Raw genomic sequence first — 25,145 nt, forward strand, 5'->3', positions numbered from 1 at the left:
AACAGTAAAAGGTTTAATTTTTCATGAAGATACTTGTAACCGGTGGAGCGGGATTTATCGGCAGCGCTGTCGTGAGGCACTTATTAAAGAACACACAAGACAATGTGATCAATGTGGATGCGTTAACATACGCAGGGAATACTGAGTCAATCCCTGATGAGCTGCAAGGCGGCAGGTATACGTTTGAGCAGGTAGATATCTGTGATGCCGCAGAAATGAAGCGCGTGTTTGAGACCCATCAACCTGATGCGGTCATGCATTTAGCAGCAGAATCTCATGTTGATCGCTCAATCGATGGACCCGGCGCGTTTATTCAAACCAATGTGGTAGGCACCTATACGTTACTGGATGCTGCACGGGAATATTGGCAGAATCTAACAAAAGAGCGCAAAGCACAATTTCTCTTTCATCATATCTCAACAGATGAAGTATACGGTGACTTACCTCACCCTGATGAGTTGCCCTCTGGCAGTGAATTACCCTTATTTACCGAAGATACACCTTACGCACCAAGTTCTCCTTACTCTGCGAGTAAAGCCAGTTCCGATCATTTAGTCAGAAGTTGGCAACGTACCTATGGGCTGCCCACCGTCATCACGAATTGTTCAAACAATTATGGCCCTTACCATTTCCCTGAAAAATTAGTGCCGCATATTATTCTAAATGCTCTAGCAGGAAAGCCGCTACCTGTGTATGGAGACGGTAGTCAAATTCGTGATTGGTTATTTGTTGAAGACCATGCTAGAGCACTATGCCTTGTTGTGAAATCAGGTAGAGTCGGTGAAACCTTCAATATTGGAGGTCATAATGAAAAGCGGAATTTGGATGTGGTGCGGACCATTTGTGCATTATTAGATGAATTAGCCCCAGAGCAAAGAGCAGCTGATATTTCAGCCTATGCAGATTTAATTACGTTTGTTAAAGACCGACCTGGGCATGATGCACGTTATGCTATAGACGCTACTCTTATTCAAAAAGAGTTAGGCTGGTCACCAGAGGAAGATTTTGTATCAGGCATGCGTAAAACCGTTCAGTGGTATCTTTCTAATGAGTCTTGGTGGCAACGCGTTCTGACAGGGAAGTATAAATTAGGCCGTTTAGGCGAAGGAGAATAATGATGGCGAACCATATGACTCACTATAAAGGTATCATTTTAGCGGGAGGTTCTGGTTCTCGTTTACATCCCATTACTCAGGGGACATCAAAGCAATTACTGCCTATTTACGATAAGCCTATGATTTACTATCCGCTTTCAGTACTGATGCTCGCGGGTATTCGTGAAGTAATGATTATCACCACGCCAGAAGATAAAGAAAACTTTCAACGTTTATTAGGCGACGGTAGCCATTTTGGTGTTGAGATTGAGTACGCAGTACAACCAAGCCCTGATGGACTTGCGCAAGCTTTTATTATTGCCGAAGAGTTTATCGGTGACGCGAATGTGAGTTTAGTGTTAGGAGATAACATATTTTACGGTCAGCACTTTTCCGATAAGTTAAAAGATGCGACCAAAGTGACAAAAGGCGCTACCGTTTTTGGCTATCACGTTACCGATCCAGAGCGCTTTGGTGTGGTTGAGTTCGATAAAAATAAAAAAGCCGTCAGTATTGAAGAGAAGCCTCTTGCTCCTAAATCTCAGTATGCGGTAACAGGTCTGTACTTTTACGATAATGATGTCATAGACATTGCAAAAAATATTCAACCGTCTCACCGAGGGGAATTGGAAATTACCGACGTCAATTTGGCCTATTTACATCGGGGCGATCTTAATGTTTCGTTATTGGGACGCGGATTTGCTTGGCTCGATACGGGTACCCATGATTCTTTATTAGATGCAGGTCAATTTGTACAAACTGTTGAGCACCGCCAAGGCCTTAAAGTGGCGTGTTTAGAAGAAATTGCCTATCGCAACAAATGGATAAGCAAAGAGCAATTATTAGTTCAGGGTAACAGTCTCGCTAAAACCGGATACGGACATTATTTATTGAACGTGGCCAACGGTTACGAATAACCCCATTAAATTATAGAGTTTTAATATGCAAATTAGCCAAACGCCACTTAATGACGTATTGATATTTGAGCCCAAAGTTTTTGGCGATGAACGGGGCTTTTTTATGGAGACCTTTCGCGCTGATCTTTTTACCGAAACAACGGGTGTTGAGTCACTGGTTCAAGATAATCATAGTAAATCCCGTCAAGGGATATTACGCGGCTTGCACTATCAGCTAGAACACACTCAAGGGAAGTTAGTTCGAGTGACACAAGGCAGTGTTTATGACGTTGTTGTGGATTTACGTCAATCGTCTTCCACCTTTGGCCAATCATTTGGACTCAAATTGTCCGCACAGAACAATAAACAGTTATGGGTACCCGCTGGTTTTGCCCATGGTTTTTATGTGACCAGTGATACCGCCGAGTTTGTTTACAAGTGTAGCGATTATTATCATCCTCAATCCGAGGTATCTATTTTGTGGAATGACCCTGAATTGGGTATCGAATGGCCCCTGGTAAATGGTGATGCTCCTGCATTATCAGAAAAGGACAACGTTGGCTGCTTATTTAAAGATGCACCGAAATTCGACTAGCAGGGCATTTGTTTGCTTATTCTACATTAATCAAAATACGGATATATTGTGAAAGTACTTATTATCGGTAAAAATGGTCAATTAGGTTGGGAACTGGGCCATCGCGCACCAGAGACTGGCATTGACGTCTTTGCTTATGGCAGTAGTGAGCTTGATATCACCCAGTCAGGCGAAATCGCGAAAGTCTTCAAGTCTATAAAACCAGACGTTGCTATTAACTGTGCGGCCTATACCGCTGTCGATAAAGCTGAATCAGATAAAGAAAACGCTTTTTTAGTCAATGAAACTGGCGCAATAAATGTCGCCTATGCGTGTAAAGAAATTGGTGCTCGTTTACTTCACGTATCGACGGATTTCGTTTTTGATGGCACTAAACATTCCCCTTACACAGTGACTGACACGCCCAACCCACTTGGTGTATACGGGGCTTCAAAGCTAGCGGGTGAGTTAGGTGTACAAAATGCGTTGCCAGAGGCGGTGATCGTGAGAACGGCATGGGTCTATTCAACTCATGGTAACAATTTCGTGAAAACCATGCTGCGCTTGATGCAAGAAAAGCCGCAACTGGGTATTGTGTCTGATCAAATAGGCACGCCCACGTACGCGGCAGGGTTAGCAGACTGGCTTTGGTCTGTAGTGAACCAAGGTGACATTAAAGGTATGTATCATTGGACTGATGCAGGGGTGGCCAGTTGGTATGATTTTGCTGTGGCGATTCAAGAACTGGCGATAGAAAAAGGATTACTGAGTAAGGCTATTCCTATTCTTCCAATCTACGCGACGCAATATCCAACGCCGGCAAAACGCCCAGCATATTCTGTTATCGATAAAACTACTGCCGAAAATGATACAGGTATACAAACAATTCATTGGCGTAAACAGCTGTCTAGCATGTTAGAGCAACTCAAGTAGCGGACGCTACGTGAGTTGGTAAGTCTGTTATTTTTTTGAGAGTTTAGTTTTCAAGGCATTTATTGGAAATACTACACTTAGCTTAACGTTTCGTGAGCTAGGTGTTTAGGCAGGCTGCATATAATCAAATACATCAAGGCCGAATACTGCCAAAAGTTCTATCAGTGCAATAAGAGGAAGTCCAATGAGCGAATTTGGATCCCGCCCTTGTAATGAGGAAAATAAGGCGATACCCAGCCCTTCGCTTTTAAAGCTACCGGCGCAATCATAAGGTGTTTCAAGATCGAGGTATCGATTAATTTGCGCCAAGCTAAGCGCTTTAAAGGTTACATCAAACGTTTCCACCACAGTTTGCTGACGCCCAGTGTCACTATCCAATAAAGACAAGCCCGTGTAAAACGTGACGGTTTCAGTGCTTAACATTTTAAGCTGCTCAATTGCCTTGGTCTTATTTCCGGGTTTTCCTAGAATCATTCCTTTCGCAAAGGCCACTTGATCTGAGCCGATAATAAGACCTTTATGAGTCTTGGCTACTGACTGGGCTTTTTCTGCCGCTAATCGCTGCACTAACTCAGTAGCGGTTTCATCTTTGCTCGGGCTTTCATCTATGTTTGGCGCAGCACATGAAAAGGGAATACATAGTTTCTCGAGAACAGTTCTTCGATACGGTGAGGTGGATGCAAGAATTAGTTTCATCAAATAGGCGACCTGTATTATTATTGATGGCCGACATAAAAGCATAAATTGCTTATTTTACATAGGACTTAAAATTATATTTTCTTTGACTAAAACCATTTCAGCCTTTATGATGCGCGCGCTATGCAGAAAGTAAAATTACCTAAACAACTCGATCCAATCAAAAGTGCAACAAAACGCTCTGAATATCAGGGGGTAATGTTAACCGCTGATATGCCGAGATTGCTAAGTACAGTTGCTGGCGTAGACGATGAAGTTGATATCGAAGTGAAGTTTTTGAAAGACGAGCAGGGTCTTTCCTATTTCGAAGGTCATCTCCATTGTGAAACATCACTTGTCTGTCAAAGATGTAATGGTGTTTTTACTCATCCTTTAGATGTGTCTTTTTGTTTTAGTCCTGTGCAGGGGCATGAAGATGAAAAGGCCGATGAGTTACCGGATATTTACGACCCGGTAGAGGTCAATGACCACGGAGAAGTCAATTTACTTCAAGTTTTTGAAGACGAGATGATCATCTCTTTGCCTATTGTTGCCCTTCATGCAGAGGAGGATTGTGACATTAAAGCAGAGGACATGACGTTCGGAAAAATTGAACCGGTCGATGAACGTCCAAACCCGTTCGCGGTTTTGAAAGAACTTAAGCGAGACTAGGAGCAAACTAATGGCAGTACAAAAGAATCGTAAAACTCGTTCTAAGCGTGGCATGCGTCGTTCGCATGATGCGTTGGGAACTGCGACTATGTCTGTAGATTCAACATCAGGTGAGACGCACGTTCGTCATCACGTTACAGCTGATGGTTACTACAAAGGCAAAAAAGTTCTCTCATTATAATTTGAGATAACTTTGCGTCATCTAACCTTAGCGTTAGATATTATGGGGGGCGATAACGGCCCCCATATTATTCTATCCGCCGCTCTAAAAGCACTGAATGAATTCCCTCAACTTAATTTCATCTTTTGCGGTGATGAAGGTGTTATTACATCTTGGTTAAAGCAACACTCATCTATTTTATCTAATCGTTATTCCATTGTTCATTGTGACCAACAGGTTTTGATGGACGACAATCCGGTTACAGCCCTTAGACACAAGAAAGATTCCTCTATGGCCTGTGCGATAAAGCACGTAAAAAATGGTCAGGCAGATGCTTGTGTTAGTGCAGGCAATACAGGAGCTTTGCTCGCAATAGCATGCTCACAGCTTAAGACGCTTTCAGGGGTAAATCGCCCGGCGTTAGTGTCTAGTTTACCCACAGCTAAAGGTCAAAAGGCGTATTTATTAGATTTAGGCGCAACCGTCCAAAGCGATGCGCAGACCTTGCTACAAAACGCGGTGATGGGGTCTGTGTTAGCGCAAGAAATCGGTGGCATTAAACGGCCTAAGGTGGCTATTTTAAATGTAGGTGAGGAGCAAATTAAAGGCCCGGCTAGCATCAAACAAGCAGGTCGCTTATTAGCCGACAGTGAGCACATCAATTATATCGGTTTTGTTGAAGGTGATGATATATTCAACGATATAGCAGATGTAATTGTAACGGACGGTTTCTCAGGAAATATTGCCCTGAAATCATGTGAAGGGTTAGTTAAACTACTGATAGAACAAATAAAACGTGACGCCAGACGGAACTTTTTGAGTAAAATCATGGCGAAATTGGCCATGCCTTTATTACGTCGGCTTTATTTACGAGTGAACCCCGACCAGTATAACGGTGCGAGTCTGATAGGATTGCGCGGAATTGTGGTCAAGAGCCACGGAAATGCCTCTGATGAGGCTTTTTTGTATGCGATCCGCGAAGCGGTTCAAGAAGCTAGTAGGCAAGTTCCCACAAAAATTAAAGATAAGATAGAAAACCTCTTGATGGAGCGCTCTTAATAAATGAATTCTAGAATAATTGGTACCGGTAGTTACTATCCAAGCGACGTGCGCACCAACGCAGATTTGTCCTTGATGGTTGATACCTCAGACGAGTGGATAACGGACCGTACGGGTATTAAAGAACGCCGTATCATCGGCGAGCACGAAACGGCCGCCACTATGGGTGCTGAAGCGAGTAAAAAAGCGCTAGAAGCAGCGGGAATTGACGCTAAATCTTTGGACATGATTGTGTGTGCCACAACCAGTGGGCGCTATGCGTTACCCAGTACTGCCTGTGAAATTCAAAAAGCGCTAGACATTGATGGCATTCCTGCATTTGATGTTGCCGCTGCATGTGCTGGCTACTGCTATGCGTTGAGTGTTGCAGATCAATATATTAAATCCGGTATGGCAAAGCGTATTCTGGTGGTAGGCACAGACTGTTTAAGCCGGATGATAAGTCCTGAAGATCGTACCATGGTGATCTTATTTGGTGACGCGGCGGGTGCTACGATTATTGAGGCAAGTGAAGAGCCTGGTATACTTTCAACCCATATTCATGCGGCAGGCTCATACGGCGATCTATTAGCTATAGGCAACCCAACCCGTGGGGATGAGTTATCTATCCATGAAAACTGGGGGACTATGAAGGGCAACGAAGTATTCAGAGTGGCGGTAACCAAATTGAGTGAAGTCGTCGAAGAAACATTAGCGGCGAACAATATGCAAAAGTCCGAGTTAGACTGGCTTGTTCCTCATCAAGCTAATTTCCGCATTATAAAAGCAACCGCCAAAAAATTAGACATGTCTCTTGACCAAGTTGTGCTGACCTTAGAGCGGTATGGCAATACTTCAGCGGCAACCGTACCTACAGCACTGGATGAAGCGATCAGAGACGGACGTATCAAACGTGGTCAAAACTTATTGCTAGAAGCATTCGGTGGTGGTTTCGCTTGGGCGTCAGCCTTGGTGCGTTATTAATAACCGCGCCTAGGTGCTCGTCGTTATAAATATTTTAGTGAGAAAATGAAAGGAAGTTTTATGTCAAAACGCGCGTGGGTGTTCCCAGGTCAGGGGTCACAAACAGTGGGTATGTTGAAAGACTTAGCGGCAAATCATCCGCAAGTAGAAGAAACATTTAGCCGCGCAAGTAACGTATTAGGTTATGATCTTTGGGATGTTGTGCAAAATGATAGTGCTCAAACATTAGGACAAACGCAGGTAACTCAGCCCGCTTTGTTAGCAGCCAGTTTCGCGATATTCCAAGTACTAAAGGCGCAAAGTGTTAACATGCCACATTACTTAGCAGGTCATAGTTTAGGAGAATATTCTGCTTTGGTATGTGCGGGTGTTTTGTCATTTGAAGACGGTATTAAATTGGTTGAAGCACGTGGTCAATTTATGCAACAGGCTGTACCTGAAGGGGTAGGGGCGATGTATGCAATTATCGGGCTTGATGACGCAAAAGTGATACAGGCATGTAAACAGGCTCAAGATGATACGCAACAAATCGTGTCAGCAGTTAACTTTAACTCTCCTGGTCAGATTGTAATTGCTGGTAATACCGCCGTTGCAGATAAAGCCGCAGAGCTGTGTAAAGAAGCTGGCGCGAAGCGGGCGCTGCCATTAGCAGTAAGTGTTCCATCGCATTGTGCCTTAATGAAGCCCGCGGCCGACAAACTGGCCGAGTTGTTTGACTCTGTACAGTTTAAATCACCGGAAATTGGGGTTGTCAACAATGTCGACGTTGCTATTGAATCTGACGTTGAAAAAATAAAATCTGCGCTTTTACGTCAGTTATACAGCCCTGTGCGCTGGACAGAGACAGTGCAGAAACTGGCATCTTTAGGCGTGAGCCAAATTCATGAAATCGGTCCGGGGAAAGTATTAACTGGATTGATTAAACGCATTGATAAATCGTTAAACTGCGAGGCGGTAAATAGCGCTGAAACAGTCTCCATTATTCAATAATATAGAGATAATATATGTCTGGATTCGACGGAAAAATAGCCCTAGTTACGGGCGCTAGCCGAGGAATTGGTAAAGCCATTGCTCAACAGTTAGTCGCTGATGGCGCGACGGTTATTGGTACAGCAACGTCAGAAAACGGCGCTGCGGCCATTAGCGAATATTTGGCCGACAATGGTAAAGGCATGGTGCTTAACGTATCACAGCCAGAGTCCATGACTGCTTTGTTGTCTGATATCGCGGCGCAATTTGGCGTGATTGATATCTTAGTTAATAATGCCGGAATCACCCGTGATAACTTGCTTATGCGTATGAAAGACGATGAGTGGCAAGATATTATTAACACTAACCTCACGTCAGTGTTTAATATGTCAAAAGCAGTTTTACGTGGCATGATGAAAAAACGTTGTGGTAGAATCATTAATATTGGTTCCGTGGTTGGTAGCGCAGGTAATGCAGGCCAAGCAAATTATGCTGCGGCTAAAGCTGGTGTTATTGGCTTTAGTAAGTCGATGGCGCGTGAAGTTGCTTCAAGAGGGATCACAGTGAATGTGGTTGCTCCAGGTTTTATCGATACTGATATGACTAAGGCACTGAATGACGACCAACGAGAAGCCATTTTTAAAGATATTCCAGCGAATCGCTTAGGCTCTGTTCAAGAAGTAGCTGCAGCGGTTGGCTTTTTAGCTAGTAATAGCGCTGCTTACATAACGGGTGAAACCCTGCATGTAAATGGTGGAATGTATATGGGGTAGTGTGTTTAATTAATAACCTAGGTTATTAAAACATTACTTGCCTGTTATTTTTTTGTTGATTATTATATAGTTTTTAGTGGTTCGACCAGTAAAAAACTTCAATGTCTTGCTTGCAAGGCGGTGGGTTGGTGAATACACTACTCGAAATTTATATCTAGCGACTTTTAAGGGAAAACTAGAATTATGAGTGACATCGAAGAACGCGTTAAAAAAATCATTATTGAACAACTTGGTGTTAAAGAAGAAGAAGTGAAATCAGAAGCCTCGTTTGTTGATGATTTAGGTGCGGATTCTCTAGACACAGTTGAATTGGTTATGGCTTTAGAAGAGGAATTCGATACTGAAATTCCTGACGAAGAAGCAGAAAAAATTACTACAGTTCAATCTGCGATTGACTACGTTAACGCTCACAAAGACGCGTAAACAGTTTTTAAAAACGGCTCTTTCTGAGCCGTTTCTCTTATCTAACACACCATATATATTTTACGTTCGGAGGCCAAAGTGGCTAAACGTCGGGTTGTAGTAACCGGTCTTGGCGTACTCTCTCCTGTGGGCAATGATTATGCATCCACGTGGCAGAATATCGTCGAAGGCAACAGTGGCATAGGTCCTATCACGGTGTTTGACGCATCTGATTACACGACGAATTTCGCAGGTGAAGTGAAAGGCTTCAACGTTGAAGACTACATCGCAAAAAAAGAAACCAAAAAAATGGATAAATTTATCCAATTTGGTATTGCCGCTGGCAAACAAGCATTAGCGGATTCGGGGTTAGTGATCAACGAAAAGAACGCGCCGCGTGTTGGTGTTGCCATTGGTTCAGGTATTGGTGGTTTAAGCTTAATCGAAGAAAACCATACTAAATTAGTGAATTCTGGCCCTAAGCGCATTTCACCGTTTTTCGTACCTGCTACCATCACAAATATGATTTCAGGCTTCCTGTCTATTATGGAAGGTTTGAAAGGCCCTAATTTAAATATTGTGACTGCCTGTACCACAGGAGTACATAATATGGGGATTGCGGCACGGACTATTGCTTATGGCGATGCTGATGCGATGTTGGCCGGTGGCGCTGAGGCTTCAATTTGTCCTTTAGGCTTAGGTGGTTTTGCCGCAGCAAGAGCGTTATCAACGCGTAATGATAATCCACAAATCGCCAGTCGCCCATGGGACAAAGACCGTGATGGTTTTGTTATGGGTGAAGGGGCGGGCGTTGTTATGCTTGAAGAGTACGAGTCCGCTAAGGCGCGTGGTGCGAAAATCTATGCAGAACTTGTTGGTTTCGGTATGAGTGGCGACGCTTATCATATGACTTCACCACCTGAAAATGGTGAAGGCGCAGCTGCCGCGATGCACAATGCATTGAATGATGCATCTGTAAATGCCCAACAGGTAGGCTACATTAATGCCCACGGCACATCTACCCCAGCGGGCGATGTTGCTGAAGTTGCCGCGGTGAAGACTATCTTTGAACAAAGCGCTAAAAAGGTATTGGTCAGCTCAACAAAATCTATGACAGGGCATCTTTTGGGCGCAGCTGGTGCAGTCGAAGCGATTTTCACTATTTTAGCGTTAAAAGACCAAATTGCCCCGCCGACAATTAATTTGGATAATCCTGGCGAAGGATGCGATCTCGATTTCGTCGCAAATGAAGCTCGTTCAATTAAAATGGATTACGCGCTGTGTAACTCATTTGGATTTGGCGGTACTAATGGGTCATTGTTATTCAAAAAAGTGTAATTCAGAACACGCTAATAGTATCTAAGCTAAGCCTGTAATATCATTGCTATTACAGGCTTTTTTGCATCAATTGATTACGTTTCTACGAAGATATATACATGATCGTTAATGGTTCACCCGCTACTCAGCTCGACATTGCCGATAGAGCAACACAATATGGAGACGGCTGTTTCACTACCATGCTCGTCAAAGACGGGACAGTTGAGTATTGGCAGGCGCACTTAACACGTTTAAAAACTAGCTGTGAGCGATTGTTTATACAGTTTACAGCATGGGATGATTTAACCAGCAATGTATTTGCGATGGCCCAGCAGGGTTCGAGCTGCGTTTTGAAAGTCTTGATTTCAAGAGGTTCAGGGGGAAGAGGGTATAGCCCAGAAGGCGCTAACCAGCCAATTTATATTATCAGCGAACATCCGTATCCCTCCCATTATGATGATTGGCAGGCGAGTGGCATTGAACTTAATGTAAGTCGTGTCGCTTTAGCAAAGCAACCTCTGCTAGCAGGTATAAAACATTTAAATCGTCTAGAGCAAGTGTTGATAAAGCATGAATTGGCAAATGACGCGTTTCAAGATTGCATTGTACTGGATACCGATGGAGTGATTGTTGAGTCTTCTGTGGGCAATATTTTTTGGTACCATGATAATGTCTGGTATACCCCTTCTTTACATTTTAGTGGGGTTGAGGGGGTTATGCGTAACCATGTTGTTGATTATTTTTCTGCTAATCAGATTACAATTCATCAATGTCGTGAAACACAAGAAGCCATTCAATCCGCCTCAGAGGTGTTTGTGTGTAATAGTTTGATGGGCATCGTGCCCGTCTCGGCTATTGAATTTAGTGATGGTCATCGCGCGTATTATTTGCATGACAGAACGCGTGAGTTACAAATGGGAATAGATGACTATTAAGTTTAGAAAACAAGGAACGAAGTTTTGAGAATAAATATTATCAAAGTGTCCTCGTTATTGATTACCGTGGTGATTGTTACGGTAATGACAGGCTTACATTACTTGAAGCAGCAAGCTGAAAAGCCGCTGACGCTAAATGAACCGATTTTACTCACGATTAATAAAGGTCAGTTTTCTAATAGTATACTGAAACAATTGCGGCAAAAATCGCTTGTTAACGATACGCTTGGTTTAAAAGTCATGCTTAAAGTCATGCCTGAATTGGCAAAAGTTAAAGCAGGGACTTACGAGTTGCAGCCTGGCATGAACGGAATCGACGTTTTTCAACTTATCGCCAGTGGTAAGGAAAAACAATTCGCTCTTACCTTAGTAGAGGGCCTGAGGTGGCAAGACTGGAAACAGCAGATCATTCATCACCCTTATATCCGTGTTGGCGAGGATTTCAACGATAATATAAAGGCGTTTACGCAAGATATTGAGGGCCAGTCGTTAGAAGGCTGGCTGATGCCTGACACCTACCACTTCGTTGCCGGTACCAATGCGTTTACCATCGTTAAATGGGCTTATAACGAGATGCGCAAAGAGCTTGATGTACAGTGGCAAAATCGCTATCAAAATTTACCTTATGCCTCTCCTTATGAAGCCCTGATTATGGCCTCTATAATAGAAAAAGAGACGGCTAAAGCCCAAGAGCGCAGCCGAATTGCCGGAGTTTTTGTAAATCGACTTCGGCTTAACATGCGACTACAAACCGATCCCACCGTTATTTATGGTATCAAAGACTTCGACGGTGATATAAGACGTAAAGATTTACGGCAGGCAACGCCTTATAATACCTATGTGATAAAAGGCTTAACTCCCACGCCAATAGCAATGCCAAGCAAGCTTGCGCTACATGCAGCACTAAATCCGCTGGCCACTGATGAGCTGTATTTTGTATCTAAAGGGGATGGTAGCCATCATTTTTCCCAAACGCTGCAAGAACATAATCAAGCGGTGCGCCAATATCAGTTAAAGCGTTAATACGTTTAACGGCTTATTTTTATAAACACGCTCTGTCGAGTGTAAAGGAAATCAAATTTGATACACACAGGTAAATTTATAGTCATTGAAGGGTTAGAAGGCGCAGGAAAAAGCACTGCTGTGAGTATCGTGAAATCCTGCATAGAGCAAGCTGGGCATAGTTTAATTTGCACCAGAGAGCCAGGTGGAACCGCCATGGCTGAAGCCATTCGTGAATGTGTAAAAAAGGATTGGCAAAATGAAACTGTAACTACCGAGGCCGAGTTGTTGCTCATGTATGCAGCTCGCGCTCAGTTACTGCATAATGTTATTCACCCCGCGTTGGCAGCAGGTGATTGGGTATTAGGAGATCGCCACGATATGTCATCTCAAGCCTATCAGGGCGGAGGGCGTGAAATACCACAAGCGTTAATTCAACCTCTGCGTGATATTACCTTAAAAGGGTTTGTGCCTCATTTTACTTTCTATTTAGATGTTGAACCGAGTGTGGGGTTGCAGCGCGCGCGAGGCCGCGGTGAATTAGATCGTATAGAACAGCTGGACATCTCATTTTTTGAACGTACTCGCGCTCGCTATCTCAGTTTGGCTAAGCAAGATGATAATTGCGTTGTCATCAATACTATGCAACCAATAGAAAGTGTTCATCAGGATATTCAATTCGCCATACAACAGTTTTTGGCGGTGTGACGTGTATTCATGGTTACAGGCCTCTTTGCAGCAGTTATCCCAGCGTGCTATGAAGCAATCGTTACATCATGCACTGTTATTAAAAGGTGCTAAAGGTATAGGCAAAACAGAATTTGCTGAGCAATTAGGGCAGTTTCTCTTGTGTGTGAATAAAGGCGTTAGCGCACATACCGTCGCAGCAAAGCGTCATTTAGCACCTTGCGGTCATTGTCAGTCATGCCTGTTAATAGCTGCTGGAAACCACCCTGATCTTTACGAAATTCGCTCTGAGAAGCAAATTGGCGTTGATGCTATTCGTGAGGCGATTAAAAAACTATCTGGTTCGGCGCAGCTTTCAGGTGCAAAGATATTAATCATCCATGACGCCCATACCATGACAGAGTCTAGTGCCAACGCTTTGCTTAAAACGCTTGAAGAGCCAACCAACAACACCTTTTTATTGCTCTTAAGTCATCAAAGCGAACGTTTACTGCCAACGATATTGAGTCGTTGCGAAAAAGTGGCTTTGCCAAGCCCAACACGACAAGGCTGTATCGATTGGTTGTCAGCGCAAGGTTATTCCAATGTTGATGACGTAATGTTACGTTTATATGGTACTTCGCCCTTAGAATTGAAAGAGCATTTAAAAAGTCCGCCTAAAGTCGGTTACAATGAAGTTGTCGAAAATATTGGTTATCTAAGCCTTGGTACACTCAACGCCGCTGTATTAGCGACAAAGTGGCAGGACGACGCAATAACAATTGTTCAATGGTTGCAAGTTTGGTTAGTAGAGCAACTAAAAACTGGCCCGCATAACATCGACGCCCTATGGGAAATGCAAAAAGGTTGTATCAGCGCAAATGAACAATTGCGCAACCCTGGTGTCAATAAATCCCTAGTGTTGGTGAATGTATTGCAATCGATAGCACAGCGTTAGTAGTGTAAACGTCGCATATAAATGAAACTTAATGATTAAAGTAGGAATATTTTTTGTTTGTAGATTCACATTGTCATTTAGACAGATTAGATAAGAGCCCAGAACAGCTAGCTGAAGTAATACATTTTGCCCAGCAACGAGGAGTAGAGCATTTCTTGTGCGTGTGTGTATCGGTTAATGACTTTCCAGCGATGATGCAATCTATTAAGCCGTTTAAAAATGTTTCTGCCTCGTGTGGCGTGCATCCCCTTCATCAAGATGAAGCGTGTACCTATGACGAGCTTCTTAGTATGGCCAGCTCGGATAACATAGTCGCAATTGGTGAAACTGGTTTGGACTACTTTTACAGCGCAGACACTAAAGACGTTCAACTGACGTCTTTCGTTGACCATATAAAGGTAGCCAACGTGCTAAACAAGCCCTTAATTATTCATACCAGGGACGCTCGCCAAGACACGATTTCGTTGTTGAAGGAGCATAAAGCGGAACATACCACAGGTGTATTACATTGCTTTACTGAAGATTGGGACATGGCGCAAGCTGCAATTGAATTAGGCTTTTACATTTCGATTTCTGGCATTGTGACATTTAAAAGTGCGCAGGCGCTGCAAGACGTAGTAAGAAAAATACCGTTAGAAAATTTACTAATAGAAACTGACTCGCCGTGGCTCGCACCGGTACCTTATCGCGGTAAACAAAATCAACCAGGTTATGTGCGAGAGGTAGGGGAGTTTATCGCTCAACTAAAAGGCATATCCGTTGAAGAGTTAGCTCGGGTCACCACAGAAAATTTCTATCGCTTGTTCAACATAGCGAAAGCGTAACAGTTAACATAATTAAAAGAGCCATCAAGCTAGTCATTAACTTGGTGGCTGCATTAAATGCTATAAGCTACTCGATACCGATAGCGCACTTTTACCAAGTATGTCGTAAATCTGCTCAGTTTTTTCATGGGAAGGGCTATTCACGACTACGACCCACTTGCCGTTGTGAGTGGCGTCACGAGTCTGATTCACTACACCATCTTGATCTGGTCTGAGTGAAATGAAGCCAGCAAGCATTAAACCAATAAAAAAACCTAAAATGGAAAGCGCAATGACGGTCATGATTGGACTGTTTTGTGTATAACTAGGTCCATAGAACGCCAGCAGCACGGCAAAAAACGCCCCCAGTACAACGCCAATGAGAGCAAATGCCATATGCGCTTTGAGCATAAAAAACCCAACCTTCTTATCCTTGTTTTCTAGCTTCTGATCGAACTGAGAGTCGTGAGGGCCGATAATCGTGACTTCATCGGGTTGTAATGCAGCTTTATTTAACACAGCCGCAGCCCCTTTCTTTGCACTGGCTTCATCTGCATATGTAGCACTCACTTTTCCTCTGATTTCATTACTCATAATATTTCCTTTTTGTAACGTCCAGTTGCTGCTTAGCAAAACTGGATATACCTAGACTTGATAGAAGGTGCAAAACTCATTCCTAGAAAAAATGTAAGGCGAAAAGGACTTGAAACTGTTGGTTTGGTCTGTGCGCAGCACTGCGTACAGAGGGGCATCAGATAAATGCAGGCTTGCTTGTAAGCACGCAAACCGCCGACAAATTTACCCTTGGTTTGCAAATATTACCTATTACCCCGTGCTAGGAAATCAAGGTAAAAGATAATACCAGGAGTAGAACACGGTATTGGCTACTAATCTTGCAACGCACGTTTCGCCGTATAGCACTGTAGAATGCCTATTATTTCTTAGTAGCCGCCATGTTGGCGCACTTTGCGCTTAGTGAAATGCTCTATATTTCAACTAAAGAGAGCGCTCCTATGCCAAACGATAATCACCTTCCTTTGGGAATAAGCAAGTTAGACAAAGGGCATGCCGTAACTGTTTGGGCACCCAATGCCGTTAACGTTTCGATAACCGGGGAATTTGACGATTGGAGTGACGAAGGCGTTGCTCTGTCTCAAAAGGAGGGGGGGATTTGGGCCGGACACGTGCCCAGTCTAGCCAATAGCCAACAATATCAATTTAGCATTACCAGCGAATCTGGTGATGTATTAAAGCGAAATGATCCAAGAGCCCGCTTGCTTACCAACAGTGTTGGCGCTTCAATTGTTTACGATGATGATTATGAGTGGCCACAAGACTCTTTTTCGATGCCCGACAAAAAGTCACTGGTTATTTACGAGCTGCATATCGGCACATTTCATTGTAAAGATAGAGACGACAATGGCGTGGCAAGTAAACCAGGCACGTTTCAAAGTGCTATCGAAAAACTCGATTATCTTATTGAGCTAGGCATCAATTGTATTGAGGTGATGCCCGTTAATGAATTTGCTGGCGACTTTAGTTGGGGCTACAACCCTGCTTACCCATTTGCAGTAGAAGAAGCCTATGGTGGCCCTAATGGCCTAAAAGATCTGGTTCGCGAAGCCCATGCTAGAGGGATCGCGGTTGTGCTAGATGTCGTTTACAACCATTTTGGACCGAGCGACCTTCACCTTTGGCAATTCGATGGTTGGTCTGAAAACGATAAAGGGGGAATTTATTTTTATAATGATTGGCGAAGTGACACACCTTGGGGCGATACAAGACCTGACTATGGTCGCTCGGAGGTGCGTCAGTATATATTCGACAATGCGATGATGTGGTTAGACGAATATAGGCTAGATGGCCTGCGTATGGATATGATCCCATATATGCGTTCGGTATCAGGCTCAGAGAACCCTGATGATAGCATCGACGAGGCCTATGAATTAATTCGCTGGATCAATAGTGAAGTTCAGCGCCGTCACCCTGAAAAAATCATTGTCGCCGAAGATCTTCATGGAAACGACTTCGTAACCAATAGCACAGAGGAAGGTGGCCTAGGTTACACTGCACAGTGGGATGCGGACTTTGTTCATCCGATACGAGACGTATTAACCCAGCCAGAGGACGACAGCAGAGATATCGCCATCGTTGAAAAAGCCCTTATGCGACTTTACTCCGACAACGCTTTTTGCCGTGTAATTTATGTCGAATCACACGATGAGGTGGCAAATGGCAGTGCTAGATTAGCAGAAGAAATTGCTCCCGGTAACGTGGATAAAGACTATTTTGCGCGTCAACGCTCTGTCATTGCTGCTGCGCTCACGCTAACAGCACCAGGCATTCCCATGTTGTTCCAAGGTCAAGAGTTGCTTGAAGATCTGTGGTTCAATGACAAAGACCCAATAGACTGGAAGCGAAAACAGAAGTTTCCGCAATTACATCAAGCATACCAAACACTTATCTCTTTACGTAAACAGTGTCCCAGTTTACAAAGCCAAGACATTAAAGTGAGTCACTTTGATCAGGAAAATGGCGTATTGGCCTACACCCGGGGTAAAAACATTCGTGATGATTCATCTAGCGACACGAGTGACGAGGTTATGGTGCTCATCAATTTCAAAAACCAAACGCATGAAAACTATCAGGTCCCAGCTTTAAACAGTGGCCAATGGCATTGTGTTTTTAATTGGTATGGTGGTTACCACGACCCGCACACTTTTTCGGGTTTTGAGAATGGTCATAACGAAAAAAATCCAAACCTAGTACTCAATCTCGAAAACTATCAGGTTTTAATTTTTCAATTGGGCCACTAACAACACGGATTTAGACATTGGAGTAATAGTGAGTTATTAGGTCGTTAGGCCAAGTAATTGTTACACCCGCCGTGAAATGATTTCATTTTAGGCGGGGCATTTTTTGCACTTTCCCCTAAGTTTCCTTGAATTGGATATGGTGCGTGCTTTGCATCGCCTTGATTTGATTATGTCTAAGAGCGTAAAAAAGGACTGTTCTGGCGTAAGGTTAATTTAGGTTCTCATCAACCTAATTTCACTTTCTTCTTTCCAACTTCAAAAAGGAAATGGTAAATGCCTTCTTCTTCAAACCGACGCATTGCTAACTTACCGTTACGGATCTTCGCCGTGGTAAACTTTTTTATCGGGTTATATTTAGCGATAGGAGGTCTGTGGTTAATTTTAGAGAGCGGATCTTACTATTATGCTATCGCTGGCGCGAGTTTATTACTAACGAGCGTATTACTATACTTTAAACAACGTCTAGGACTATGGGTATTTACGCTTATGTTTCTGGGAACCCTCGGCTGGACTATTTGGGAGTCAGGGTTAGATTATTGGCGATGGGTACCACGCATGGGCATACCTGTAGTACTGGGTTTTATATTAGCCCTGTTACTACCAAGCTTTGGCATATCAAAACGCGCTAGCTTCTCACTTGCTGGGGCTTTCTTGGTTATCTTTGTAGGTGCATTTAGCATGGCATTCGTGCCAATGAATTGGACACATAACGGGACTGTGGCCGAAGCGGGAAGCAGTTTAATTAATCTCGGTACGAAAAACGGCATCAGTGATATTAATCAGAATGATTGGCCAGTATATGGGCGAGATAACAATGCCAGCCGATACTCGCCAGTGACTGATATTACACCCGAAAATGTCGTATCTTTAAAGCGTGTATGGCAGTACAGAACAAAAGATATTCCTCCCAAGCGTTATGGAGCTGAGACCACCCCGATTAAAATTGGAAACAAACTTTATTTATGTACGGCGAGAAATCAGTTGATCGCTTTAGATGCCCAAAGCGGTGAAGAAATATGGCGCTACGATCCTAAAGTCGCAGACGAAGACATTCCTTACACCGCAGCGTGTAGAGGTGTCACTTACTATAAAGTGCCGAGCAACAATGATATTCAATTTCAAGATACCAACCAAGCACAGACCACTGCGCTAGGTGCATCAATGAAGGCGCTGGTATGTAATGAGCGGATCGTAAGCGGCACATTAGATGGAAGAATCATCGAAGTTGATGCTAAGACAGGTAAGCCATGCCGCAGTTTTGGTAATCAAGGTGAAGTCGATATTAAAAAGCACATGGGGAAAACCCCCAGTGGATTTGTGGCGATCACGGGGGTTCCAGTGATTGTTCAAGGGGTGATAATTACGGGCCATCAAGTACTTGATGGTCAGAAGCGTTATGCCCCCTCAGGCGTTATTAAGGGGTTTGATGCACAAACCGGTGAGCTGCTATGGGCGTGGGATATGGTGAAACCAAATATTAATAGATTGCCTCCAGAAGGGGAAACCTATACACGCGGCACACCAAACATGTGGACCACAGCCACGGGGGATAATGATTTAGGCTTCGCTTATCTACCAATGGGAAATTCTTCAGCAGATTATTGGAGTAGCTCACGTACTGAAGAAGAGCTTCAATACTCAACCTCGCTCGTTGCCATGGATGTTAACACAGGCAAACCGGCTTGGACTTTTCAAACTGTGCACAAAGACGTATGGGATTACGACTTGGGCTCTCAAGTCAGTCTAATTGACTACCCAACTGAAGATGGTGTAGTGCCCGCATTAGTGCTGCCAAGCAAGCAGGGAGATATTTACATCTTAAACCGTAAAACGGGCGAAGTACTGACCGGTGTAGAAGAACGTAACGTACCTGTTGGGGGCGTTGGGCCTGAGAAACGTTCTAGTACTCAACCCTTCTCTACATTTCACACACTTAGGAAACCTGATCTTACGGCCAGAGACATGTGGGGGGTGACTATGTTTGATCAACTCGCTTGCCGTATACAGTTTCAAGAAGCCAGCTACCAAGGAATTTATACTCCCCCTACAACTGAGCAACATTGGATTCAATACCCTGGATACAATGGTGGGTCAGATTGGGGAAGCGTCGCAATCGACCCATCAAGAGGTGTACTAATTGCCAATTACAATGATATGCCAAACTATAACCGGCTCGTCAGCCGGGAAGAAGCTAACGAACGAGGTTGGAAACCGCGAGACGAATTAGAGCATGACGATGGTGGCCCCGAGGGTGCAGGCGATCCCCAACAAGGCACACCTTATGCGGTAGATGTTAATGCTGGCTGGCGCTTGCCATTTACCGGTTTGTTATGCAAACAACCTCCTTATGGTGGAATACGCGCAATAAATTTAGAGGACGGTAGCACTTTGTGGGATCGCCCCCTCGGTACTGCGCGAAACAATGGCCCCTTCGGCATTGCGTCTGGTTTACCGCTGACAATAGGGACACCAAATAATGGTGGTAGCCTAGTGACCAAAAGCGGCTTAATTTTCATCGCAGCAGCAACTGATAATCTTATTCGCGCGATAGATATCAATACAGGGGAAACGGTTTGGCAAGACGTGTTACCCGCTGGGGGGCAAGCGAATCCGATGATGTATCGACAAAACGGAAAAAGCTACTTAGTTATTGTTGCTGCCGGCCATCACTTTATGGAAACGCCCCCAGGAGATTACGTTATTGCCTATGCATTGGATGACTAACGTTTAAGCATCATAGGTAAGCCCACGCATTTTGTGGGCTTACTTAAGGCTATAGTGCGCGGGGGACAGTCGCCTCGGCTTGTTGTTGTATATCTGTTGAAATATAAACAGAAAGGGTGGATAAATCAGCATGGCCTGCGTTTTTCATCACCACTTGTAAAGGCGTACCCGCTGCAATTGACGTAGTTATGCCTGTATGGCGCAGCGAATGCACACTGAACTCCCTAAGCTCATTTAATTCGTGAGCTTCTTGAACAGTGCTATTCTGCGAATCAGCGACCTCATCAAATACCAAGCGCACTATATCTCTAATCGCTTCGATCCCTAATTGCGCGTTCAAAATACCCGTTTCGCGCCCGTGCGTACCCGCTCTATGACGCACAAATAACGGTACTTGTTCATGTGGAGCAGGGTAATCAGTTAAGCCCAAATATTGACGATAAGCCCTTAAACACTGCATTAATTCATCAGGGCAAGGGATCAGGCGGCTTTTACCACCTTTACTTCTAGGTATTTTAAATACCCAATGGCCACTTCTGTGGCGTGTGAAACTACTCATCATGGGCGTGTAACCTGGGCGCGCCGCAATCTCCGATACTCTTGGGTACAATAAATACAATAGAGCGAAGAGCAACCTAGTCCGCTGGTGCTTCTCAGGTTGGGTGTTTGCTAGGTGATTAACGTGTTGCCATACACGTTTCCACTGACCATCACTTAAGGCTTTTTCACCGTCTGATGATTCAACTACGTGGGTGTTATTAACATTCAGTCTGCGCAACAACACTGCTGCTGGGTTTTTATCTACATACTCCATATCGCTCAAAAATAGAAAAAAACCACTCAATAAAGATAGCTGGGCTTTAAGGGTAGATGTTTTACGTACATATCGGCCCTCACGGCGCATAACGAAGGGCCGCCACTTAGGGTTAGGCTCTAACGTACCGTCTTGCTTGTTTTGTATAAAAAATGGATATGACGCCTGAGTGATAAGTTCACTAGGTGGTTGATTACAAAAATCGATGAACTTACGTAACTGCACACGATCGATATCTGAGATTGAAATGTGCTTCACCACCCATGCCCAATTAAATAAGAGATTTAATTCACTGCGTATAGACTTAAAGTTATTGGCATTAAACTTATTTTCACTCAGATACTCAATGGCTAATTCATAACTGTATGCAGCATCGTTAATTGAGCTATCTAGCTCCATTACGTACTGATTGATATAAGTAACGCCAATATCTAATTGTTCAGCATGGGGAAATAAGGGCGCAAATATTACGGTCATGTCTAGTCAGATCTTTAAATAAAATAGAATGACATTATAACTGTATAAATAAACAGTTATAAAGGCTTTACGATTTTAATTTATCAAAACGACATTAGTTATTTTTCAACTTTTGTTTAAACATTAATTTTTAGCGGCTGTAGCTAGCCTGTTAACGCTGAAAAATGGCATACTCTGTACGAATAAATGAGTGGCAGCAATGTGCGATTAAGCGCAGAGTTTTATTAGGCATGCTCAATTAAGATATATCAGGGGGATCGGCCGCGATTGTTGAAGCAGCTCTTGAGATACCACCTTTTGCCCCCATTAGTCAGGCAAGTGCTTCAAAGCCATTGATTCAATGACAATATTATTCAATAGCCGTGCCGTTATAATTTGTAATTTTGGCATGGGTTATTTTTACTCTACACGTTATTAAGGAATGTGAAATGAAAAGTAAGTCGGACATCGGTTTAGTCGGTTTAGCCGTTATGGGTGAGAATTTGATCCTTAATATGGAATCAAAAGGCTTCACAGTAACCGCCTACAACAGAAGTTACTCTAAAGTCGAAAAGTTCATTGAAGGGCGTGCAAAAGGTAAAAATATTCGCGGTGCTGACAGTGTTCAAGCCCTAGTTGAATCATTAGCCACTCCTCGCAAAGTCATGTTGATGGTAAAAGCCGGCCAAGCGGTTGACGATTTTATCGAACAACTTATCCCGTACTTAGAAGAAGGTGACATCATTATTGATGGTGGCAATACACACTTCCCTGATTCTAATTGCAGAACGCAATACTTAGAAAGCAAAGGCTTACTATATATTGGTACGGGCGTCTCAGGCGGGGAAGAGGGGGCATTGAAAGGCCCATCAATAATGCCCGGCGGTTCTAAGAAAGCATGGCCTATCGTAAAAGATATTTTCCAAGCGATTTCAGCAAAAGTAGCCGATGAGAACGGTAACGAGGTAGTGCCTTGTTGTGATTGGGTTGGTGATGCTGGTGCAGGCCATTTCGTGAAAATGGTGCATAACGGTATTGAATACGGTGACATGCAATTAATTTGCGAAGCGTATCAGCTAATGAAAGTTGTGCTTGGCTTAGACTCTGATGAAATCCAAAAAGTATTTGCTCACTGGAATACCACTGAGCTTGACAGCTATCTGATTGATATTACCAAAGATATTTTTGCCTTCAAAGATGAAGACGGTGAACCACTCGTTGAAAAAATCTTAGATACTGCAGGTCAGAAGGGCACAGGTAAGTGGACAGGTGTTACAGCGTTAGATTTAGGCGTACCACTTACATTGATTGCTGATTCAGTATTTGCTCGTTGTATTTCTGCTAAAAAAGAACAGCGTGTTGAAGCATCGAAAGTGGTGACTGGCCCTGAAGTTAACTTTACCGGCGATAAAGAAGCTTTTATCGAAAATCTTCGCCAAGCCGTGCTTGCCGCTAAAATTGTATCTTATGCGCAAGGGTATATGTTAATGCAAGAAGCAGCGAAAGAATTTGGCTGGGAGTTAAACTATGGTGGCATCGCACTTATGTGGCGTGGTGGCTGTATTATTCGTTCTGCATTTTTGGGTAAAATCAAAGAGGCTTACGATACGAACCCCAAACTTGAAAATTTATTGCTAACTCCGTATTTCAAAGACACCGTTGAATCGGCTCAGGCAGGATGGCGAAACGTAGTGGGTACCGCCGTAATGAACGGAATCGCTATACCATGTTTGAGTTCAGCGCTAACTTACTTCGATGGATTTAGAACGGAGCGTTTGCCAGCAAACTTATTGCAAGCTCAGCGTGACTATTTTGGAGCTCACACGTACGAACGCACTGATAAACCAAGAGGTGAGTTCTTTCACACCAATTGGACTGGTCGCGGCGGTGACACAGCTTCAACAACGTACGACGTATAATTTACATATTCACCAATAAAAGACGAGTTAAGGGCGGGGGATTAAGCTGCCCTTAACTTTATGTACTGCCCGCCAGTATCAGCTTTACAAGATCATAATTTATAAGTCTTTGCCTCTCTTCGTTGTGAGCAATCAAGCATTACACATATGCTTGGCTACCATCCTAATTGCTTAACTTGCCTATATACCAAATACCAAAAATAACGCGATAATTTTCAATGGTTCTGAGCAATTAAATTTATTTACCTTACGGATTTTACGCCCTTATACCCGTATAACGCTAATTATATGGGTGTGATAAAAAGTGATACGATTAATCGAAAGTGCCACGTAGTGATAACGTCATTATTAGTGATATGATTAGATTTTCAGCAACGTTATTCGTTATTTACTAGTTAAACTGGGTTGAATATTGAGATCAAACCAGTGATTTATTTTTGTATATTCACTAGTAGACTTCTTATGAAATCAATATAAGGCCATGTTTTGTCATCAATCACTTTGGGTTCTTTTGCGCTTCCAGTTTCACCCATTATTTTGCTTTTTAGTTTAATTATCGGGTTGATAGTTGTCGCCATTTTGGGCAAAAAACAAAGCATCTCCGTAGGAGATTCATTAGTCAGCATTGTTATTTATAGCTTGGTCGTAGGCAGGTTGGTATTTGTTATTAAATTTTTTGATAGCTACGACTCCTTATGGCAAATATTGGATATACGCGATCGAGGTTTTGACACATTCTCTAGCTTTCTAGCTGGGCTATTTATACTGCTGTTTCATTTGCATCGTTATCCATTGCAGCGAAAAATACTGTTAACGGGCACAGCGACGACTATCTTATTATTTACCAGTATACAAATGGTGATTAATGCCGGTAATGAACAATCAGCTTTACCTAATTTAGCATTCAATACACCACAAGGTAGCACGGTTAACTTACACCATGTTGCGAACCAAAATATCACAGTTGTTAATCTTTGGGCTTCGTGGTGCGGGCCTTGCAGAAGAGAAATGCCAGTATTGGCTGCTGCAGAAAAGCGGTTTCCCCAAGTCAAATTCATTATGTTAAATCAACGGGAGCCAGCGAACGTAGTATCTGAGTTTTTAACGGGTATTAATTTACAGTTTAATTATGTTTTGCTCGACACCAAAGGTGATGTTGCGACTATGATGGGCGCTCATGGTTTACCAATGACATTATTTTACGATAGAAGTGGCAACATGGTATCAAGCCACTTTGGTGAAGTGTCTGCAGCTAGTTTACAAGCGGAGTTGGAAAAGCTAACGACTGACTAAACATGACATAAACCTAGAAAGTTTATAGGCAGCGCTTCTTGTTTTTCTACAGGCTCTTTGAAGCGAGAGATTTGGGTACAGGTTGGTGTTTAAATGATGAAAGCACGCGACACACTTAAGATATATTTATTGCAGAGTAACTCATATAAGGGAAACCTTTGTATGGTTACAACGTAAGCGAGTCGGTTGTTCTTTCATGCTAGCTCGATATTTAAAACATTTATGCTGTCCATCTCAGTGATAACCTTAATGGATAAGCTAAGTAGTACACT

Annotated in this window: 24 protein-coding genes; 21 read left to right on the forward strand and 3 right to left on the reverse strand. The window is 43.3% G+C overall.

Going from position 1 to position 25,145, the window contains the following annotated elements; translation table 11 throughout:
• Positions 1 to 23: 23 nt before the first annotated feature.
• The 4 genes from rfbB to rfbD are packed head-to-tail and all read left to right on the forward strand — an operon-like array spanning position 24 to position 3,497.
• A complete protein-coding gene (gene rfbB, locus FX988_RS02205; RefSeq protein WP_160178140.1) occupies positions 24 to 1,115 on the forward strand; it encodes a dTDP-glucose 4,6-dehydratase in 1,092 nt (363 codons plus the stop codon).
• The gene (gene rfbA, locus FX988_RS02210) at positions 1,115 to 2,011 is read left to right on the forward strand and encodes a glucose-1-phosphate thymidylyltransferase RfbA (RefSeq protein ID WP_160178141.1); all 897 of its coding nucleotides are present in this window, start codon (positions 1,115 to 1,117) and stop codon (positions 2,009 to 2,011) included. Before rfbB ends, rfbA begins: the two co-directional genes overlap by 1 nt.
• A gap of 25 nt (positions 2,012 to 2,036) precedes the next feature.
• Positions 2,037 to 2,585 (forward strand): dTDP-4-dehydrorhamnose 3,5-epimerase, encoded by a 549-nt coding sequence (rfbC, locus tag FX988_RS02215; RefSeq protein ID WP_160178142.1) that lies wholly within the window; start codon positions 2,037 to 2,039, stop codon positions 2,583 to 2,585.
• Between the two features lie 48 nt (positions 2,586 to 2,633).
• Positions 2,634 to 3,497 (forward strand): dTDP-4-dehydrorhamnose reductase, encoded by an 864-nt coding sequence (gene rfbD, locus FX988_RS02220; RefSeq protein ID WP_160178143.1) that lies wholly within the window; start codon positions 2,634 to 2,636, stop codon positions 3,495 to 3,497.
• A gap of 105 nt (positions 3,498 to 3,602) precedes the next feature.
• On the opposite strand, the gene FX988_RS02225 is transcribed toward rfbD, so the two are convergent.
• Positions 3,603 to 4,193, reverse strand: a complete 591-nt coding sequence (locus FX988_RS02225; RefSeq protein ID WP_160178144.1) for a Maf family protein — start codon at positions 4,191 to 4,193, stop codon at positions 3,603 to 3,605.
• Positions 4,194 to 4,316: 123 nt separating this feature from the next.
• Here FX988_RS02225 and yceD point away from each other — a divergent pair, with 123 nt between their 5' ends.
• The 13 genes from yceD to FX988_RS02290 all read left to right on the forward strand — a co-directional run bounded on the left by yceD (position 4,317) and on the right by FX988_RS02290 (position 14,872).
• On the forward strand, positions 4,317 to 4,844 hold the full coding sequence (gene yceD, locus FX988_RS02230; protein WP_160178145.1) for a 23S rRNA accumulation protein YceD: 528 nt from the start codon (positions 4,317 to 4,319) through the stop codon (positions 4,842 to 4,844).
• 10 nt (positions 4,845 to 4,854) lie between these two features.
• A complete protein-coding gene (gene rpmF, locus FX988_RS02235; protein ID WP_011574931.1) occupies positions 4,855 to 5,025 on the forward strand; it encodes a 50S ribosomal protein L32 in 171 nt (56 codons plus the stop codon).
• A 12-nt stretch (positions 5,026 to 5,037) separates the two neighbouring features.
• Positions 5,038 to 6,063, forward strand: a complete 1,026-nt coding sequence (gene plsX, locus FX988_RS02240) for a phosphate acyltransferase PlsX (protein ID WP_160178146.1) — start codon at positions 5,038 to 5,040, stop codon at positions 6,061 to 6,063.
• 3 nt (positions 6,064 to 6,066) lie between these two features.
• Positions 6,067 to 7,026, forward strand: a complete 960-nt coding sequence (locus FX988_RS02245; protein ID WP_007987332.1) for a beta-ketoacyl-ACP synthase III — start codon at positions 6,067 to 6,069, stop codon at positions 7,024 to 7,026.
• Positions 7,027 to 7,086: 60 nt separating this feature from the next.
• Positions 7,087 to 8,016 (forward strand): ACP S-malonyltransferase, encoded by a 930-nt coding sequence (gene fabD / locus FX988_RS02250; protein ID WP_160178147.1) that lies wholly within the window; start codon positions 7,087 to 7,089, stop codon positions 8,014 to 8,016.
• Between the two features lie 14 nt (positions 8,017 to 8,030).
• Positions 8,031 to 8,768, forward strand: a complete 738-nt coding sequence (fabG, locus tag FX988_RS02255) for a 3-oxoacyl-ACP reductase FabG (RefSeq protein ID WP_160178148.1) — start codon at positions 8,031 to 8,033, stop codon at positions 8,766 to 8,768.
• Between the two features lie 183 nt (positions 8,769 to 8,951).
• Complete coding sequence (gene acpP / locus FX988_RS02260; RefSeq protein WP_006993870.1) at positions 8,952 to 9,191, forward strand: acyl carrier protein; 240 nt, start codon at positions 8,952 to 8,954, stop codon at positions 9,189 to 9,191.
• 78 nt (positions 9,192 to 9,269) lie between these two features.
• Positions 9,270 to 10,508, forward strand: a complete 1,239-nt coding sequence (gene fabF / locus FX988_RS02265) for a beta-ketoacyl-ACP synthase II (RefSeq protein WP_160178149.1) — start codon at positions 9,270 to 9,272, stop codon at positions 10,506 to 10,508.
• A 98-nt stretch (positions 10,509 to 10,606) separates the two neighbouring features.
• Positions 10,607 to 11,422, forward strand: a complete 816-nt coding sequence (pabC, locus tag FX988_RS02270; RefSeq protein ID WP_160178150.1) for an aminodeoxychorismate lyase — start codon at positions 10,607 to 10,609, stop codon at positions 11,420 to 11,422.
• An 84-nt stretch (positions 11,423 to 11,506) separates the two neighbouring features.
• Positions 11,507 to 12,445 (forward strand): endolytic transglycosylase MltG, encoded by a 939-nt coding sequence (gene mltG / locus FX988_RS02275; RefSeq protein WP_254700779.1) that lies wholly within the window; start codon positions 11,507 to 11,509, stop codon positions 12,443 to 12,445.
• A 57-nt stretch (positions 12,446 to 12,502) separates the two neighbouring features.
• Entirely contained in the window at positions 12,503 to 13,132 is a 630-nt protein-coding gene (tmk, locus tag FX988_RS02280; RefSeq protein WP_160178151.1) for a dTMP kinase, read from the forward strand.
• 1 nt (position 13,133) lies between these two features.
• The gene (gene holB / locus FX988_RS02285; RefSeq protein ID WP_160178152.1) at positions 13,134 to 14,048 is read left to right on the forward strand and encodes a DNA polymerase III subunit delta'; all 915 of its coding nucleotides are present in this window, start codon (positions 13,134 to 13,136) and stop codon (positions 14,046 to 14,048) included.
• Between the two features lie 53 nt (positions 14,049 to 14,101).
• Positions 14,102 to 14,872, forward strand: coding sequence for a TatD family hydrolase (locus FX988_RS02290; protein ID WP_160178153.1), 771 nt, complete (start codon positions 14,102 to 14,104; stop codon positions 14,870 to 14,872).
• A 60-nt stretch (positions 14,873 to 14,932) separates the two neighbouring features.
• On the opposite strand, the gene FX988_RS02295 is transcribed toward FX988_RS02290, so the two are convergent.
• Complete coding sequence (locus tag FX988_RS02295; RefSeq protein ID WP_160178154.1) at positions 14,933 to 15,445, reverse strand: hypothetical protein; 513 nt, start codon at positions 15,443 to 15,445, stop codon at positions 14,933 to 14,935.
• Between the two features lie 419 nt (positions 15,446 to 15,864).
• On the opposite strand from FX988_RS02295, the gene FX988_RS02300 reads away from it, so the two are divergent.
• Together FX988_RS02300 and FX988_RS02305 are read left to right on the forward strand one after the other, a co-directional pair.
• Positions 15,865 to 17,667 (forward strand): alpha-amylase family glycosyl hydrolase, encoded by a 1,803-nt coding sequence (locus FX988_RS02300; protein WP_160182068.1) that lies wholly within the window; start codon positions 15,865 to 15,867, stop codon positions 17,665 to 17,667.
• Between the two features lie 273 nt (positions 17,668 to 17,940).
• A complete protein-coding gene (locus FX988_RS02305) occupies positions 17,941 to 20,391 on the forward strand; it encodes a membrane-bound PQQ-dependent dehydrogenase, glucose/quinate/shikimate family (RefSeq protein WP_160178155.1) in 2,451 nt (816 codons plus the stop codon).
• Between the two features lie 49 nt (positions 20,392 to 20,440).
• Here FX988_RS02305 and FX988_RS02310 read toward each other — a convergent pair whose 3' ends face one another.
• Positions 20,441 to 21,682 carry a tyrosine-type recombinase/integrase gene (locus FX988_RS02310; protein ID WP_160178156.1) on the reverse strand — a complete coding sequence of 414 codons (1,242 nt, stop codon included), beginning with the start codon at positions 21,680 to 21,682 and terminating at the stop codon, positions 20,441 to 20,443.
• 428 nt (positions 21,683 to 22,110) lie between these two features.
• Between FX988_RS02310 and gnd the strand changes: the two genes are divergently transcribed.
• Together gnd and FX988_RS02320 are read left to right on the forward strand one after the other, a co-directional pair.
• Complete coding sequence (gene gnd, locus FX988_RS02315; protein WP_160178157.1) at positions 22,111 to 23,580, forward strand: decarboxylating NADP(+)-dependent phosphogluconate dehydrogenase; 1,470 nt, start codon at positions 22,111 to 22,113, stop codon at positions 23,578 to 23,580.
• Between the two features lie 486 nt (positions 23,581 to 24,066).
• Positions 24,067 to 24,873 (forward strand): TlpA family protein disulfide reductase, encoded by an 807-nt coding sequence (locus FX988_RS02320; protein ID WP_160178158.1) that lies wholly within the window; start codon positions 24,067 to 24,069, stop codon positions 24,871 to 24,873.
• Positions 24,874 to 25,145: the final 272 nt, after the last annotated feature.

It is taken from the genome of Paraglaciecola mesophila, assembly GCF_009906955.1.
In the GTDB taxonomy this organism is placed as follows: domain Bacteria; phylum Pseudomonadota; class Gammaproteobacteria; order Enterobacterales; family Alteromonadaceae; genus Paraglaciecola; species Paraglaciecola mesophila_A.

Coding starts and splice junctions, on each gene's coding strand:
- yceD (WP_160178145.1), top strand. CDS start 4,317: ATGCAGAAAGTAAAATTACCTAAACAACTCGATCCAATCAAAAGTGCA.
- gnd (WP_160178157.1), top strand. CDS start 22,111: ATGAAAAGTAAGTCGGACATCGGTTTAGTCGGTTTAGCCGTTATGGGT.
- FX988_RS02305 (WP_160178155.1), top strand. CDS start 17,941: ATGCCTTCTTCTTCAAACCGACGCATTGCTAACTTACCGTTACGGATC.
- FX988_RS02245 (WP_007987332.1), top strand. CDS start 6,067: ATGAATTCTAGAATAATTGGTACCGGTAGTTACTATCCAAGCGACGTG.
- rfbA (WP_160178141.1), top strand. CDS start 1,115: ATGATGGCGAACCATATGACTCACTATAAAGGTATCATTTTAGCGGGA.
- rpmF (WP_011574931.1), top strand. CDS start 4,855: ATGGCAGTACAAAAGAATCGTAAAACTCGTTCTAAGCGTGGCATGCGT.
- FX988_RS02300 (WP_160182068.1), top strand. CDS start 15,865: ATGCCAAACGATAATCACCTTCCTTTGGGAATAAGCAAGTTAGACAAA.
- pabC (WP_160178150.1), top strand. CDS start 10,607: ATGATCGTTAATGGTTCACCCGCTACTCAGCTCGACATTGCCGATAGA.
- rfbC (WP_160178142.1), top strand. CDS start 2,037: ATGCAAATTAGCCAAACGCCACTTAATGACGTATTGATATTTGAGCCC.
- rfbB (WP_160178140.1), top strand. CDS start 24: ATGAAGATACTTGTAACCGGTGGAGCGGGATTTATCGGCAGCGCTGTC.
- FX988_RS02310 (WP_160178156.1), bottom strand. CDS start 21,682: ATGACCGTAATATTTGCGCCCTTATTTCCCCATGCTGAACAATTAGAT.
- fabD (WP_160178147.1), top strand. CDS start 7,087: ATGTCAAAACGCGCGTGGGTGTTCCCAGGTCAGGGGTCACAAACAGTG.
- mltG (WP_254700779.1), top strand. CDS start 11,507: ATGACAGGCTTACATTACTTGAAGCAGCAAGCTGAAAAGCCGCTGACG.
- FX988_RS02225 (WP_160178144.1), bottom strand. CDS start 4,193: ATGAAACTAATTCTTGCATCCACCTCACCGTATCGAAGAACTGTTCTC.
- acpP (WP_006993870.1), top strand. CDS start 8,952: ATGAGTGACATCGAAGAACGCGTTAAAAAAATCATTATTGAACAACTT.
- FX988_RS02295 (WP_160178154.1), bottom strand. CDS start 15,445: ATGAGTAATGAAATCAGAGGAAAAGTGAGTGCTACATATGCAGATGAA.
- fabG (WP_160178148.1), top strand. CDS start 8,031: ATGTCTGGATTCGACGGAAAAATAGCCCTAGTTACGGGCGCTAGCCGA.